Annotated in this window: 12 protein-coding genes; 6 read left to right on the top strand and 6 right to left on the bottom strand. The window is 59.1% G+C overall.

All coding sequences use genetic code 11. The features are described from left to right. Positions 1–37: 37 nt before the first annotated feature. On the bottom strand, positions 38–1,690 hold the full coding sequence (gene fumA / locus ACLH1U_RS05180; RefSeq protein ID WP_023289520.1) for a class I fumarate hydratase FumA: 1,653 nt from the start codon (positions 1,688–1,690) through the stop codon (positions 38–40). Positions 1,691–1,743: 53 nt separating this feature from the next. Continuing rightward, positions 1,744–3,255, bottom strand: a complete 1,512-nt coding sequence (locus ACLH1U_RS05175; RefSeq protein WP_049092623.1) for an anion permease — start codon at positions 3,253–3,255, stop codon at positions 1,744–1,746. 640 nt (positions 3,256–3,895) lie between these two features. Between ACLH1U_RS05175 and ACLH1U_RS05170 the strand changes: the two genes are divergently transcribed. Continuing rightward, on the top strand, positions 3,896–6,673 hold the full coding sequence (locus tag ACLH1U_RS05170; RefSeq protein WP_101861553.1) for a flavocytochrome c: 2,778 nt from the start codon (positions 3,896–3,898) through the stop codon (positions 6,671–6,673). A gap of 65 nt (positions 6,674–6,738) precedes the next feature. Next, positions 6,739–7,689, top strand: a complete 951-nt coding sequence (locus tag ACLH1U_RS05165) for an FAD:protein FMN transferase (RefSeq protein WP_050534296.1) — start codon at positions 6,739–6,741, stop codon at positions 7,687–7,689. Here the strand turns inward: ACLH1U_RS05165 and dcuR are convergent. Then, positions 7,670–8,389: a two-component system response regulator DcuR gene (dcuR, locus tag ACLH1U_RS05160; RefSeq protein ID WP_023289524.1), complete on the bottom strand. Its 720-nt coding sequence runs from the start codon at positions 8,387–8,389 to the stop codon at positions 7,670–7,672. The genes ACLH1U_RS05165 and dcuR overlap by 20 nt on opposite strands. Then, positions 8,386–10,002, bottom strand: a complete 1,617-nt coding sequence (locus tag ACLH1U_RS05155; protein WP_023289525.1) for a sensor histidine kinase — start codon at positions 10,000–10,002, stop codon at positions 8,386–8,388. The genes dcuR and ACLH1U_RS05155 overlap by 4 nt, the downstream gene beginning before the upstream one ends. 155 nt (positions 10,003–10,157) lie before the next feature. On the opposite strand from ACLH1U_RS05155, the gene ACLH1U_RS05150 reads away from it, so the two are divergent. The 4 genes from ACLH1U_RS05150 (at position 10,158) to ACLH1U_RS05135 (ending at position 14,602) form a co-directional block, all read left to right on the top strand. Further along, the gene (locus tag ACLH1U_RS05150) at positions 10,158–10,478 is read left to right on the top strand and encodes a hypothetical protein (protein WP_121936115.1); all 321 of its coding nucleotides are present in this window, start codon (positions 10,158–10,160) and stop codon (positions 10,476–10,478) included. A 199-nt stretch (positions 10,479–10,677) separates the two neighbouring features. Next, positions 10,678–11,598 (top strand): N-acetylmuramic acid 6-phosphate etherase, encoded by a 921-nt coding sequence (locus ACLH1U_RS05145; RefSeq protein WP_023289527.1) that lies wholly within the window; start codon positions 10,678–10,680, stop codon positions 11,596–11,598. Positions 11,599–11,907: 309 nt separating this feature from the next. Then, entirely contained in the window at positions 11,908–13,518 is a 1,611-nt protein-coding gene (gene mqo / locus ACLH1U_RS05140) for a malate dehydrogenase (quinone) (RefSeq protein WP_285203589.1), read from the top strand. Positions 13,519–13,675: 157 nt separating this feature from the next. Then, entirely contained in the window at positions 13,676–14,602 is a 927-nt protein-coding gene (locus tag ACLH1U_RS05135; protein ID WP_023289529.1) for a LysR substrate-binding domain-containing protein, read from the top strand. Here ACLH1U_RS05135 and mdcH read toward each other — a convergent pair. After that, entirely contained in the window at positions 14,592–15,494 is a 903-nt protein-coding gene (gene mdcH / locus ACLH1U_RS05130) for a malonate decarboxylase subunit epsilon (RefSeq protein WP_194859921.1), read from the bottom strand. The genes ACLH1U_RS05135 and mdcH overlap by 11 nt on opposite strands. Next, positions 15,494–16,111 (bottom strand): malonate decarboxylase holo-ACP synthase, encoded by a 618-nt coding sequence (locus tag ACLH1U_RS05125; protein ID WP_072420262.1) that lies wholly within the window; start codon positions 16,109–16,111, stop codon positions 15,494–15,496. The genes mdcH and ACLH1U_RS05125 overlap by 1 nt, the downstream gene beginning before the upstream one ends. Between the last annotated feature and the right edge of the window lie 2 nt (positions 16,112–16,113).

Below are 16,113 nucleotides of genomic sequence, written 5' to 3'. Positions count from 1 at the left end.
ACGGCGACGGCCTGCTGTTAGCGCCAGAGGGGGGGCGTTAGCCGTGCTGTTTACAGCCGGCGCACTGCTTGTTCTGGATCTGCTGGAAGAAATCGTTGCCTTTATCATCGACGAGAATAAACGCCGGGAAATCTTCCACTTCGATTTTCCAGATCGCCTCCATCCCCAGTTCCGGATACGCCACGCACTCAAGGCTCTTGATGCTCTGTTGCGCCAGCACTGCCGCCGGGCCGCCGATGCTGCCGAGGTAGAAGCCGCCGTGTTTGTGGCAGGCGTCGGTGACCTGCTGGCTGCGGTTGCCTTTCGCCAGCATCACCATGCTCGCGCCATGGGACTGCAGCAGATCGACGTAAGAGTCCATGCGGCCTGCGGTGGTCGGGCCGAGGGAGCCGGAGGCGTAACCGGCAGGCGTTTTGGCCGGGCCGGCGTAGTAGATCGGGTGATCTTTCACGTACTGCGGCAGTTCCTCGCCATTATCGATAAGCTCTTTCAGCTTGGCGTGGGCGATATCGCGGGCGACGATAATAGTGCCGTTGAGACTCAGGCGGGTGGAAACCGGATGGGCGGACAGTTGCGCCAGGATCTCGCTCATCGGCTGATTCAGGTTGATGCTGACCACCTTGCCTTCGCCCTGCTGACGCAGATGTTCAGGGATATATTTTCCTGGATTGCTCTCCAGTTTCTCGATCCAGATACCGTCGCGGTTGATTTTGGCTTTGATGTTGCGGTCGGCGGAGCAGGAGACGCCCATGCCGATCGGACAGGAGGCGCCGTGGCGCGGCAGGCGGATCACCCGGATATCGTGGGCGAAGTATTTGCCGCCGAACTGCGCGCCGAGGCCGAGGTTTTGCGCTTCCTGCAGCAGTTCCTGCTCAAGCTGCACATCGCGGAACGCCTGGCCATGCTCGTTGCCTTCGGTTGGCAGACCGTCGTAGTAGCGGGTGGAGGCCAGCTTGACGGTTTTCAGCGTCGCTTCCGCCGAGGTGCCGCCGATGACAAAGGCGATATGGTACGGCGGGCAGGCAGCGGTACCAAGGGTACGCATCTTCTCCACCAGATAGTTTTTCAGCTTCGCCGGGGTGATCAGCGCTTTGGTTTCCTGATAGAGATAGGTTTTATTGGCGGAACCGCCGCCTTTCGCCATGCACAGGAATTTATATTCGTCGCCGTCGACGCTGTAGAGATCGATCTGCGCCGGCAGGTTGGTGCCGGTGTTGACCTCTTTATACATATCCAGCGGGGCGTTCTGCGAGTAACGCAGGTTATCTTCGGTATAGGTGTTGTACACGCCCTGCGCCAGGGCGGCTTCGTCGCCGCCGCCGGTCCAGACGCGCTGGCCTTTTTTACCCATGATGATGGCGGTGCCGGTGTCCTGACAGGTGGGCAGGACGCCTTTGGCGGCGATTTCCGAGTTGCGCAGGAACTGCAGGGCGACATATTTATCGTTATCGCTGGCCTCCGGGTCGAGCAGAATCGACGCGACCTGCTGCTGATGGGAGACGCGCAGCATAAAGGCGGCGTCGTGGAAGGCCTGCTGCGCCAGCAGGGTCAGCGCCTGCGGTTCCACTTTCAGCACTTCCTGGCCGTCAAATTCGGCGACGGAGACGTGCGCTTTGCTGAGCAGATAGTATTCGGTATCGTCGTGCGCCAGCGGGAACGGATCCTGATAAACAAACGGTTTAGTCGACATAATCACTTACTCCATAAAGATAAAACCGCCGGGGTGGTCCCGGCGGTTATGAATCAGAACATCATGGACATCCACGGATAGCCAATCAGCAGCAGGGCGGCCAGGAAGATGGCGCCAAAGATGGTGCCGAGGCGCCAGTAATCTTTGGTCGGCAGATAGCCGCTGCCGTAGTAGATCGGGCTTGGGCCGGTACCGTACGGGGTGATGATCCCCATCACGCCCAGCGAGGTCACCATCAGCAGAACGAACACTTCCATATTCATCCCCGGAATGGTGGCGGCGATGGTCAGCATGGCCGGCAGCAGCGCGGTAGTGTGCGCGGTGGTGCTGGCAAACAGATAGTGCAGCAGGTAGAACGCCAGCAGCAGGACGATGGTCGCCATCCCCGGGGAGATACCGCTCATCAGCGCGCCGCCCTCTTTACCCAGCCAGGCGATAAAGCCGGTAGAGGAGAGGCCGTCGGCCAGCGCCACCAGGGTGGCGAACCAGACAAAGGTGTTCCACGCCGCTTTGTTGTTGGTGATATCGCTCCAGGAGAGTACGCCGGTCCACAGCATCAGCACGATAACCAGCAGGGCGGCCAGAGCCGGTTCAATCCAGTCGGCGGCGAAGATCCACATCATCAGCGCGAAGCAGACGAACACCAGCAGCAGGATCTCATTGCGCGACAGTTTGCCCAGTTTTTCCAGTTCACGAGCGGCCCACAGCGGCACTTCGTTATTGACTTTCACTTCCGGCGGGTAGAACCAGTAGGCCAGCAGCGGCATAGTCAGGATCAGCAGTACGCCAAGCGGCAGGAAGGCGATGAACCAGGTGCCCCAGGAGATGTTGATACCGACGATGCTTTTTACCAGCGCCAGCGCCAGCAGGTTCGGCGCCAGTGCCGACAGGAACATCGAGCTGGTGATACAGGCGGCGGTGATCGCTACCCACATCAGATAGGAACCGATTTTACGCGCGCTCGGATCGTTTGGTTTTGAACCGTACAGCGGCGGCAGGTTGGCGATAATCGGGTAGATGGTGCCCCCGCTGCGCGCGGTATTCGACGGCGTAAACGGCGCCAGCAGCAGATCCGCGAAGGTGATGGCGTAGCCCAGCGTCAGGCTGCGACGGCCGAGATATTTCACCAGAATCAGCGCCAGGCGGCGGCCGAACTGGGTTTTATCGTAGCCGGCGGCGAACATAAAGGCGCCGAAGATAAGCCACACGGTGGAGTTGCCGAAGCCACTCACCGCCCACTTAAAGGAGGCGCCGGCCATTTTGAAGCCAGGTGCGGCCATCTGTTCCGGGCTGAACAGCAGCCACTGACTGCACAGGGCGATGACCACCACGCCGGTGATGCCGATAACGGCGCCAGGCAGTGGTTCAAAAATCAACCCGACGATCACCCCGACGAAGATAGCGAAGTAGTGCCAGGCGTACGGCGGCAGGCCGTCCGGGACCGGGACGAAGAGTAACAGCACGGCAACGATAATCGGCAGCGCCATCATCAGGAGACGTTTTTTATTCGCAGTCGTTGGATTGACTGCACCGGCAGGCGGTATGGTTGTCTTTTTCTCTTTCATAATGAGTATCTGCAAGTTGTTGAAAATAACGTTTACGCCAGCGATGCGCTCAGTGGTTTCTTTAATTACAAAAGTTTCTTTAGTTTTTATTTTGCGTTTCTGAGTATCGTTGGGGCGATTATTTAACGCGATTTGATGGGCGTTAAATTAAATTTATTGGTTATTTATATATTGCGCTTTCAATGGCCGTTGCAATTGATCAAGATCAAGAAAAGCAGGTGATTTCACTATTTTTTTATTATCAGTATAACCCTATGTGATGAGGTGTTATTTTGGCGAAAATATCGGTAAATGTTAAAATAAAAATAAGCAATTAATGCTAATTTTTCCATGTGTTTTGTAAGTTGCTGAATAATAACTGTAATGTGCGCGAGTTTGGTCGTTGTGAATGTTAACGTAAGTATCTGAAATGTTATCGTTCATTTGTATTATGTAAATGCTATTTATTATTTTAATAATACAATAGAGGTAGCGATGTTATTGCTGGGGTTAAATAGTTTTATAACTAACGTAATTGATTTGGTAACTAAAAAACCCGTTATATTATTGGCATGACAACAGGAATTAAAAAACCACAACCATTAATGATTCCGTCACCCCATTCTGAATTTTTAATATTTTAAAATCTGGAGCGTAACTTATGACCAGTAACGAACGAATTCTGCAGCCATTTACTTTACCAAATGGTACGGAGCTGAAAAACCGTTTGCTCATGGCGCCGATGACCACCTGCACCGGTTATTTCGATGGGACTGTCACCAGCGAGCTGGTGGAGTACTATCGCGCTCGCGCCGGCAGCATCGGCACCATTATTGTCGAGTGCTGCTTTATTGATGACTACGGCCTGGCCTTCCCGGGTGCTATCGGTATCGATAACGATGAAAAAATCGCCGGCCTGGCGAAAATCGCCGAAGCGATTAAAGCGGAAGGTTCGAAAGCGATTCTGCAGATCTATCACGGCGGCCGCATGGTCGACCCGCAGCTGATCGGCGGTCGCCAGCCGGTGGCGCCGAGCGCTATCGCCGCCCCGCGTGAGGGCGCCGCGATGCCGCGGGCGTTGAGCGGAGACGAAGTGGAAGGCATGATCGCCAAGTTTGGCGATGGGGTCCGTCGCGCTATCCTCGCCGGTTTCGACGGGGTCGAAATTCACGGGGCTAACACCTATCTCATTCAGCAGTTCTATTCGCCGAACTCCAACCAGCGCGACGATGAGTGGGGCGGTAGCCGCGACAATCGCGCTCGTTTCCCGCTGGCGGTGCTCGACATCACCCATAAAATGGCCCGCCAGTACGCTGACGATGCCTTTATCATCGGTTACCGCTTCTCGCCGGAAGAGATGGAGGTCCCGGGGATCCGCTTCGACGACACCATGTATCTGCTGGAAAAACTGGCCGCTCGCGGCGTCGATTATCTGCACTTCTCGGTGGGCGCGACTCTGCGTCCATCTATCGTTGATACTTGCGACCCAACGCCGCTGATTGAGAAATACTGCGCCATGCGCTCTGACACTCTGGCTCAGGTGCCGGTGATGGGCGTCGGCGGGGTGGTTAACGTCGCCGATGCCGAGCTGGGCCTCGATCACGGCTATGACCTGATCGCCGTGGGCCGCGCCTGCATCGCCTATCCGGACTGGGCGGCTCGTATCGCCGCGGGTGAAGAGCTGGAGCTGTTTATCGACAGCACCCAGCGCGAGGCGCTGCACATTCCGGAACCGCTGTGGCGCTTCTCGCTGGTGGAAGCGATGATCCGCGACATGAGCATGGGCGACGCCAAATTTAAGCCGGGGATGTTTGTTGAAACCGTTCAGGATGACGCCAATGAGCTGGTGATCAACGTCAGCCTCGAAAATGACCATATCGCCGATATCGAACTGGCGGCGAGCCCGGCGCAGACCGTGGAGTTCACCACCAGCTTCGAAGAGATCCGCGAACGTATTCTGACCGCCAATACCCCGCACGTGGACGCTATTTCCGGGGCCACCAGCCAGAGCGAGGCGGTGAAAAAAGCGGTCGCCAAAGCGATGCTGAAATCGAGCAAAGCGCTGGCGGCGGAAGAGGGCGGCAATGACGCCGCGCCGAAAAGCTATGATGTGGTGGTGGTCGGCAGCGGCGGCGCCGGTCTGGCGGCCGCCATTCAGGCTCACGACGAAGGCGCCAGCGTGCTGATCGTCGAGAAAATGCCGACCATTGGCGGGAACACCATCAAGGCTTCCGCCGGGATGAACGCGGCGGAGACCCGCTTCCAGCGCGTGAAAGGCATTCAGGACAGCAAAGAGCTGTTCTATCAGGAAACCCTGAAAGGTGGGCACAATAAAAACAACCCGCAGCTGCTGCGCCGCTTCGTGGAGAATGCCCCGCAAGCCATTGAATGGCTGGCTGACCGCGGCATTATGCTCAACGATATCACCACCACCGGCGGGATGAGCATTGACCGCACCCACCGTCCGCGCGACGGGTCAGCGGTCGGCGGCTATCTGATTAGCGGCCTGGTGCGCAACATCACCAAACGCGGCATCGACGTCCTGCTGGATACCTCGGTGGAAGAGATCCTGATGAGCGGCGATGAAGTCAGCGGCGTGCGTCTGATCAACGACGAAAACGAGATCATTGAAGTCCAGAGCAAAAGCATTGTGGTGGCCACCGGCGGCTTCAGCGCCAACAGCGCGATGGTGGTGAAGTATCGTCCTGACCTCGAAGGGTTCGTCACCACCAACCACAAAGGGGCCACCGGGAGCGGTATCGCGCTGCTGGAGCGTATCGGCGCCGACACGGTGGATATGGGCGAAATTCAAATTCACCCGACCGTTGAACAGCAGACCTCCTATCTGATTTCCGAGTCGATTCGCGGCGGTGGGGCGATCCTCGTCAACCAGCAGGGTAACCGCTTCTTCAACGAAATGGAGACCCGCGATAAAGTCTCTGCGGCGATTATCGCCCTGCCGGAACACTATGCGTACATCGTCTTTGACGAACATGTACGGGCGAAAAACAAAGCCGCCGATGAGTACATCGCCAAAGGCTTCGTCACCAGCGCCAGCTCGCCGCGTGAACTGGCGGAGAAACTGGGGATGGATTACCATGCCTTCCTCGCCACCCTCGAGTGCTACAACGGGGCGGTGGAAAAACAGCATGATGAACAGTTTGGCCGTACCACCGCGCTGCGCGCGCCGATTAACGAAGGTCCGTTCCACGCCATTCGTATCGCCCCGGGGGTGCACCACACCATGGGCGGCGTGACCATTAACACCGATGGCGAAGTGCTGAACGTTGCCCGGCAGCCGATCCGCGGCGCCTACGCCGCCGGTGAGGTGGTTGGCGGGATCCACGGCGGCAACCGTATCGGGGGTAACGCGGTGGCGGATATCATCATCTTCGGCACCCTCGCGGGCCACCAGGCGGCGAAACGCGCCAGAGGATAACACGTCATTGCTGATGCCGGGCCGGCGCTTTCGCCGCCCGGCTTATCCCTACTAAGGAGAGCCCGATGTCTGATAACCGCGTCTATAGCTACTCCGCCGTTCTGATGGGTTCTCCCATCCTGCTCAAACTCTGCTCCCATGATGAGGCGCTGGCCTCCCGCGTATTTCAGTTAATCAAGCGCTACGAAGATCTGCTTACCGTTAACCGCGCCGAGTCCCAGGTGATGGATATCAACCACGCCGCCGGACGTCACCCGGTGACCGTCAGCCGCCCGGTCTTTCAGCTCATTCAGTGCGCCAAAGCCGCCAGCATGGTGCGCGACAGCGCCTTTAACCTCGCGATTGGGCCGCTGGTGAAGCTGTGGCGGATTGGCTTTCAGGGACACAGCGTGCCTGACGCCGGCGAAATCAGGGCCCGGCTGGCGCTGACCCGCCCGCAGGAGGTGATCCTTGATGAGGCAACCTGCAGCGTGTTTCTTCAGCAGCCGGGGATGGAGCTGGATCTTGGGGCGATCGCCAAAGGCTATATCGCTGACCGGGTGCGTGATTATCTGCGTCAGCAGCAGGTGGAAAGGGCGCTGATCAACCTCGGCGGCAATGTGCATACCCTCGGCGAATGGGCTATTGGCCTGAAAAAACCGTTTGCCGATGCGCAGGCGCTGATCGGCTCCCTGACGGTCAACGGACAGTCGGTAGTCACCTCGGGCACCTACGAACGTTATTTCGAGCAGGACGGCAAGCGCTGGCACCATATTCTCGACCCGCGCAGCGGTTACCCGCTGGACAACGAACTCGACAGCGTCACGGTGATTTCCAGCGATTCTTTAGACGGCGATATCTGGACCACGCTGCTGTTCGGCCTCGGCGTCGAGAAAGGCTGCGCAGCGTTGCGTCAGCGGCAGGATATCGACGCGATTTTCGTCACCAAAAATCGCGACATTATACTGTCAGCGCCGCAGCGCTTGCGCTTTGCGTCGCTGGACAGCGGCTACCGCGTTACTGACTGTACTGCTTAAGCAAACTGTACTGTTCGGCCACCAGGCGGTAGCGATAGACCGGCCGCCCGGTGGCGCCGTAGTGGATAGTGGTATAGAGAATATTGATCTGCGCCAGCCAGATCAGATACTTGCGGCAGGAAACGCGGGAGATATTCACCGCCGCCGCCAGCTCATCGGTAGAGAATTCAACGTCCGGGTGAGCATCAATCCACTGGCACAGGGTGCGCAGGGTTTGCGCGGTGAGCCCCTTGGGCAGCTTGCGCGCGTCGCTGGCCTCCGGCGCGCCGCCGTGCAGCAGGCGGTCAACGTCGGCCTGCTCGTAATAGGGTTGGCCGGTTATCAGCTTGCGCTTCTCCCGCCAGGTGGTGAGCGCCTCTTCAAAACGGGGAAACTGGAAAGGTTTAATCAGGTAATCGACCACTCCGTAATGCATGGCGGTCTGCACCGTGGCGGCATCCGCCGCCGAGGTGATCATGATGACATCGATGGCGCGCCCCGATTTACGGATAGTCGGCAGCAGATCGAGCCCGCTGTCCTGCTGCATATAGACATCCAGCAGCACCAGATCGATCTCCAGCTGCGGATCGTTAATCATCTCCCGGGCTTGACTGAGCGTCGAGGCGCTCCCGCTGCAACGAAAGCCGGGAACCCTTGCCACGTACAGGCGATTCAGTTCGGCCACCATGGCATCATCGTCAACAATCAACACATTTATCACGCACGTTTCCTTTTACTATCCCAGGGGAGATGAACAAAAAATTGGGTAAATACGCCGGGTTCCGACTCGACGGCGAGGGTGCCGCCCAGCTCGCGTAATTGCTGGTTGGCGAGAAACAGCCCGACGCCGCGATTCTCGCCTTTGGTGGAGAAGCCTTTGTTAAAGATAGCGTCGATGTTGTTTTCCGGGATCCCCGGCCCGTCGTCGCTCACTTCACCGCTTAGCCAGCCGTCCTGATAGTGCAGCAGCAGGCCGATTTCGCCCTCCGCCTGACCGCTCATGGCGTCCAGCGCGTTCTCGATAAGGTTGCCCAGCACCGTCACCAGCACGGTGACCTGCTTCTCATTCGGGCAATCCGGCACCAGGCTCTCTTCCGCCAGCTTAAGGGTAAAGCCGCACTCGGTGGCGCGCTGCATTTTACTTATCAGAAAGCCAGCCACCACCGGGGATTTAATGCGGTGCTGAATATCGCCGATGTCCGCCTGGTAGCGGTGGGCGGTCTGCAGCACGTACTCCTCGAGTTTGCCATAGCTTTTCATATTCAGCAGGCCGAGGATCACGTGCAGTTTGTTCATAAACTCATGAGAAGTGGTGCGCAGGGCATCCACATAGCTCATCATGCCGTCCAGCCGCTGCAGCAGCTGGCTGACTTCGGTCTTATCGCGGAAGGTACAGATGGCGCCGACCACCGCCTCCTGGCTGCGGATAGGCACCGTGTTGCTGATGAGCAACAGGCCATTGCACCCCAGCTCGCGGTCGTACATCGGCTCGCCGCTGTGCAAAACCGTCTGCAGGTCGGCGAGCAGCGGGGTATGCGCGAGGGTCTTGTCCGGCCCGGAAAAGAGAATCTCGCGCGCCGCCGGGTTGATCAGGTTAACCTCACCATGGGCATCGACGGCCACCACCCCCTCCTTGAGGGCGTGAAGCATGGCCTGACGCTGCTGAAACTGAGTGGAGATTTCGTGCGGCTCCAGCCCCAGCAGGACGCGCTTCAGGCCGCGCACCAGGCTCCAGGTGCCGATGGCGCAGACCAGCGCGCTGAACAGGATGGTCAGCAGCACGTCCCAGCGGCTGTTGGCGATCTGCTCGTCCACTTTACTCAGCGAAATGCCGACCACCACCACGCCAATCTGCTGATGCTGGTCGTTGAACACCGGGGTAAACACTCGCAGCGCCGGGGCCAGCACCCCGTGGTTAATGGCCACGTTCTCTTTTCCCTGCAGCGTCGGCTGGATATCGTGGCCGATGAAGGGTTTGCCAATAATTGAGCTGTCCGGATGCGAATAGCGAATACCGTGCATATCGGTGACGATAGCGTACAGCAGGTCGTTGCGCCGGGTGATGGCCTGCGCCAGCGGCTGAATAATCTGCTGCTGCGGCGGCGCCGCCAGTCCGCGCTTCACCTGCGGCATATCAGCCATGGTACGCGCCACCGCCAGCGCGGTCTCTTTCAGGCCGTCGCGGGTGGCATTGCTGATCTGCATATACCACAGGGCATAGACCAGCAGCAGCACGGCGCCGATCACGCTGCCAATCATCAAGGAGACGGCGGTACTCAGCTTTAGCGGTAAGGCGCGTTGACGAACGCGAGGCGGGTGCTCTGATGCCTTCATGACGATCCCGGATAGATTCAGTGAACGATTATTATCGCTGATAGCGCGGCATTCATAAAGCCGTGTAATCAAAGCAAAAGGCCGCTTTTGCTACGGTAGCCTCGGCCCGTCCACGATAAACTGTCGCTTTTCGCCACAGGCTTAAGGCAGACATGATGGAACTGGCATCTCTGGTCCGGGATATCCTCCGGCAACAGCACGTTGAACGACTGACGCAGCATCGTGAACAGGACCGTGAAGCGGAAGCAGAGTGGGAGATCGCGCGCTGGCGGCATCGCAGCGGGGTGGTGATCCAGCACCGCTACGAGCTCGAGCTTCCGCAACAGGATGCCGCCTCCTGCCCGGAGTGCTGGATCGACTGGCTGGTTATCGACAGCGCCGGCCTGGAGGTGAAGCCAATGCGCAAACAATTTTATAACCTCTGTCAGCAATCCTTCTGGCTGGCCATGCAGGCGGAAGGCGAAGATAAGACCTGATACAGGATTGCTCAGATAATCGGCAATTGCCCGTGAACGGGCGATCGGGACGGTAAACTGTGACCCCGACGGCGGTAAAGCGCGGAAGATTCCCCTTATAGTGGCGACAGAGGTTAAATAGTCCTGATGAATATAAGGATATGCATCAGGCCGCTGATTTCGCCGAGATGCGCTTTTTCTGTCGTAAATGGAGGTTGTTATGAGCAGTTCGCTAACCGCGTCAATGCAGGCACGTCGTCACCCGGATACCACCCACATCGATCGCCTCGCCACCGCCGACATGCTGGCGATGCTGCATCAGGATGATAAGCAGATATCGGAGGCGGTCGGCGCCTGTCTGCCGGATATCGCCCGGTTGATTGATATCGCCACCGCGACAATGAGCCGGGGAGGGCGTCTGGTCATTATCGGCGCCGGGGAATCAGGCCGCACGGCAGTCCAGGCGGTCAGCGACTACTCTCCGGAAGGCAAACACGCGCTGGTGGGGCTGATTGCCGGTGGCCAGACGGCGGCGATGGCCGAGCGGGAGACGGCGGCGAATAATTACGATCTTGGCGCCTTCGAGCTGCAGTCGCTGGACTTTTCCAGCCACGATATGCTGCTGGCGCTGACCGTTAGCGGCAAGACCCCGTGGGTCTGGGGGGCGATGCGCCACGCCTGGTCGCTGGGGGCCCCGATCGCGGTGGTGACCCAGCAGGCGGCCAGTGAGGCGGCGCAGCTGGCGGATATTGTTATTGCTCCGCAGACCGGGCCGGAAGCGGTGGCGGGTTTGACCAATCCGAAGGCCCGGCTGGCCCAGCGGCAGATCCTTAACATGGTGTCGACGGGCCTCGCTATCCGTGACGGCCGGGTGTACAGCAACCTGCGGGTGGATCTGCAGGCGGACACCCCGCACTGGGCGGAGCGGCAGGTGGCGATTGTCATGGCGGCCACCGACTGCACGCGCAGCGAAGCAAAAGCTGCGCTGACCAGCTGCCACCACCATTGCCGCACCGCGATCCTGATGCTGCTCAGCGGGTTGGACGCCTGGCACGCGCGGGAGCTGCTGACCAAACATCACGATCATCTGCGTCTTGCCCTGCGCGAAGCCCAGCGCAGCGCTGTCACTCCCGCCCATTAAGCCTGTCGCCAGGCGCGCACCAACGGTGTGCGCGTCTGGACTTTATTAACTAAAGAAATCCCTCTTTTCTATTTTTCCCGGCAATTGCGCTGAATTTTCAGCCATAATTTTATGGCGACTTTTATTTTTTTTTCGTCGTTCTGATTTTTTAAGTTAAATAATTATTTGATTAAAAATGCGAGAGTGTAAATGATATTTTAAAATAAAGTAAAAGTGCGTTAATATGCTGCCTCTTATTACCGTGTGCTACGTGATAATTCTATTATGCCTGCAATGAAAAAAACGATTATTTCCTTTACCGCATTAGCGATGTTCGTCAGCGCGGCGACGCATGCTGAAGCGGATACCTCTAAAAAAACTGACTTCCTGCTGATTGGCGGCGGGATCATGAGCGCCTCGCTTGGCACCTGGCTGCAGGCGCTGCAGCCGGACTGGGACCTGACGATGGTGGAGAAACTGGACGGCGTGGCCCTGGAATCTTCCAACGGCTGGAATAACGCCGGTACCGGTCACTCGGCGAATATGGAGCTGAACTATACGCCGGAGCGGTCGGACGGATCGATTGACGTCAGCAAAGCGCTGGATATTAACGAACAGTTTATGATCTCCCGTCAGTTCTGGTCGGCACAGGTCAAGCGCGGTATTTTGCACGATCCGCACTCCTTTATTAATTCCACGCCGCATATGAGTTTCGTCTGGGGCGATAATGTCGACTATCTACAGAAGCGTTATACCGCGCTGCAGCAGACCACCTTATTCCAGGGGATGAAATTCTCCACCGACCACGCGCAAATTAAACAGTGGGCGCCGCTGGTGATGGAAGGCCGCGATCCGCAGCAGAAAGTCGCTGCCACCTGGACGCCGGTAGGTACCGACGTTAACTATGGCGAAATCACCCGGCAGCTGATCGGCAGCCTGAAGAAAAACAGCCATTTCACCCTGCAAACCTCCTCTGAGGTCACCGATTTCAAACGCAATGCCGATAACTCCTGGCACGTGACCATTAAGAACGTGCAGAGCGGGGAAGCGCAGACTATTGACGCGAAATACGTCTTTATCGGCGCCGGCGGCGGCGCGCTGAAGCTGCTGCAGAAAACCGGTATTCCGGAAGCGGACAACTATGCTGGCTTCCCGGTGGGCGGTTCGTTCCTGATGACCGAGAACCCGGCGGTCACCGCGCAGCACCTCGAGAAAGTGTATGGCCAGGCTTCGGTCGGCGCGCCGCCGATGTCGGTACCGCACCTTGACGCCCGCTACCTGGATGGCAAGCGCGTGGTGCTGTTTGGGCCGTTCGCCACCTTCTCGACCAAGTTCCTGAAAAACGGTTCCTTCTTCGACCTGTTGAGCACCACCACCACTGACAACGTGCTGCCGATGACCCACGTCGGACTCGATAACTTCGACCTGGTGAAATATCTCGTCAGCCAGGTGATGCTCAGCGATGATGACCGCTTCGCCGCGCTGAAAGAGTACTACCCGGACGCGCGTAAAGAGGACTGGAAGCTGATCCAGGCCGGCCAGCGCGTGCAGATCATTAAGAAAGACGCAGAGAAGGGCGGCGTGCTGAAACTGGGCACCGAAGTGGTGGTCGATCAGCAGAAAACCATTTCCGCGCTGCTCGGCGCGTCGCCGGGGGCTTCCACCGCCGCGCCGATCACCCTCAATGTGCTCAAGCAGATGTTCCCGACGCAGTTTAACTCGCCGGAGTGGCAGACCCGTATCCACCAGATCGTGCCGAGCTACGGCCAGAAGCTGAACGGTAACGTGGCGCTGACCCAGCAGGTTTGGGATGATACCGCCGCGACCCTGCAGCTGACGAAACCGCCGGTGATCCAGATGCCAGCGGCTGCGCCCACCGCGACCGCGAAGCCGGCGGAGCCGCAGCGCGACGCCTCGCCGCAGCACGATATGGCGCTGTAAAAGCAAACTCGATAGAGAACAAAAGGGAAGACCACGGTCTTCCCTTTTTTGCGTTCCTTGCCGGCCTAAGCCGCTCTCTGCCTGCAACTTTGCCGTCATAAACGATATACTGATTTGAATTGAAAAAAGAAAAGCAAATCAGGAGTGTGGAAGGGCTATGCAAGACGATATCAATCAGGAGATCACCTTCCGCAAGCTGTCGGTCTTTATGATGTTTATGGCGAAGGGCAATATCGCCAGAACCGCCGAAGCGATGAAGCTTAGCAGCGTCAGCGTTCACCGCGCGCTGCATACCCTGGAAGAGGGGGTGGGCTGCCCGCTGTTTGTCCATAAAGGGCGCAATCTGCTGCCGCTGCAGGCGGCGTGGACGCTGCTGGAATATTGTCAGGATGTGATGAGTCTGATGAGCCGCGGCCTTGAGGCGACGCGCAAAGTCGCCGGCGTCGGCCAGGGGCGGCTGCGCATCGGCACCCTCTATTCCCTGACCCTGGAAACCGTCCCGCGCATTATCATGGGTATGAAGCTGCGTCGCCCGGAGCTGGAGCTGGATTTGACCATGGGCTCTAACCAGATGCTGCTGGATATGCTGGAAGACGACGCCCTCGACGCTATCCTGATCGCCACCAATGAAGGGGAGTTCAACAATACCGCTTTCGACGTGGTGCCGCTGTTTGAGGACGATATCTTTCTCGCCGCCCCGGCGACGGCGCAGCTGGATAGCACACAGCTTGCTGACCTGCGCGATTACGCCGACCGGAAATTCGTCTCGCTGGCGGAGGGGTTCGCCACCTATGCCGGGTTCCGGGAAGCGTTTCATATCGCTGGCTTCGAGCCGACGATCGTCACCCGGGTGAATGACATCTTTTCGATGATTAGCCTGGTGCAGGCGGGCGTCGGGTTTGCGCTGCTGCCGGGGCGGATGAAAAAAGTCTATGAAAAAGATGTACAGCTGTTAAAGCTGGCGGAACCGTACCAGATGCGCCAGCTGATCTCGATTGTCTATTCACACCATCGCGAACGCGATGCCGACCTGCTGGCGCTGGCGGCGGAAGGGAGAATGTACGCCCGGAGCCTTAATCGCTAAGCCGCTGCGCCAGATGGCGGGCGACGTCCACGCCGCTGCGTTCCAGCGAAAGGGTCTCTCCGCGCCAGCCCGCCTGGCGAGTCAGGCAGGTCAATACCCCGCCGGGAGGCATCTCAATGGCTAAGCGCGCGTCGCGCTCATCGGCGGCGATCATCGCCTCCTGCCAGTGGACAGTGCGCGCCATGTTCATCGCCAGATCGTCGGCAATCCGCTGCGGATCCCACAGCACGCGCGCCGTCGAGCCGCTTAAATAGGCGCACTGCGGGCGCGTTAAGGTCACGTCGGCAAAGGCTGTTGCCAGCGCGGCGGCGGGTTTATCCAGCAGCGCGCAGTGCGACGGGACGCTGACCGCCAGCCGCTGCGCCTTACTGGCGCCCGCCTGCAGCGCCAGCTGCGCTACCTCGGCCATGGCTTCATCGCGTCCGGCGATCACGATCTGCGTGTCAGCGTTCAGGTTGGCAAGATAGACCTCGTGGCCCTGCATCAGCGCCTCAACCCGCGGGCGGGTCAGGCCCATGATCGCCGTCAGCCCGTAACCTTCGGGATAGGCCTGCTCCATAAGATCGCCGCGCAGGGCCACCAGGCGCAGCGCGCTGGCGAAATCGAGCGCGCCGGCAATCACCGCTGCGGGAAAGGCGCCGATGGACAGGCCGCTGACCATCTGCGGATTGACGCCCTGGCGCTGTAGCTCGCGCGCCCAGGCTACCCCGGCGATCAGCAGGCAGAGCTGGACCGCACGGGTATGTTTTAGCGATCCGGCGCTATCGAGGGCCTCGACTTCATTCCCCAGCACGGCGCGCGCCTGGCTGAGGATCGCTTCGCGGTCGGGGATAGCCGCCAGCATGCCGGGACGCTGGGCACCCTGTCCGGGAAAAGTAAACAAAATCTTCATCATTCCTCCCTGCGCCACGGCGCAGCGGTTAAGCGCGCGCCGCGGGACGTTTTCAGCAGCGCTCGCCCATCGCGGAGCCACTCATTGAGGGCGAAGGCGCCGTATGGCGTTTCGACCTGGGTATCGGCGCGGCACGGGAGCTGGGCCACCCGGGACTGCCATTCCAGCAGCGCCTCGCGGGCCAGCGGCTGCGGGGCGCGGATCAGGAGATCCAGATCGCTTGCCGCATGGAGTACCGGGATTTCGGTCGCCAGCGCGTAGCCGGTGCTGCCGGTGACGCCCCAGCGCCAGGGCCAGTCGCCCAGCGTCAGGGCGATAGCCGCCTGGACCGGCGGCTGCGAAACAAAAGGGGAGCCCAGCAGGCGCTCGCGCTCCACCAGCATCTCCGGGGTGACCCTGCGCACGATATTGTGCGCCTGTACCCAGCCGGCGGCGCGCTGTTCGCGCTTCATGCCCCGCACCCCAACCGGGATGCGGGCCTGGTCGTCAACATCGCGCCTCACCACCACCGGCAGCGCGGCTCGCCACTGCTGAGCCACCCACGGCTCGACAATATCTTCCAGGGCGCTGGCGTGGTTTAACCACACTAAATCGTGGGGACGCGGCGTTGATGACATGG

It is taken from the genome of Klebsiella sp. 1SOBk5mer, assembly GCF_046603115.1.
Classification (GTDB): Bacteria; Pseudomonadota; Gammaproteobacteria; order Enterobacterales; family Enterobacteriaceae; genus Klebsiella; species Klebsiella quasipneumoniae.
The sequence above is the reverse complement of the archived record's forward strand: the minus strand, read 5'-3'. Positions and strand labels throughout refer to the sequence as shown.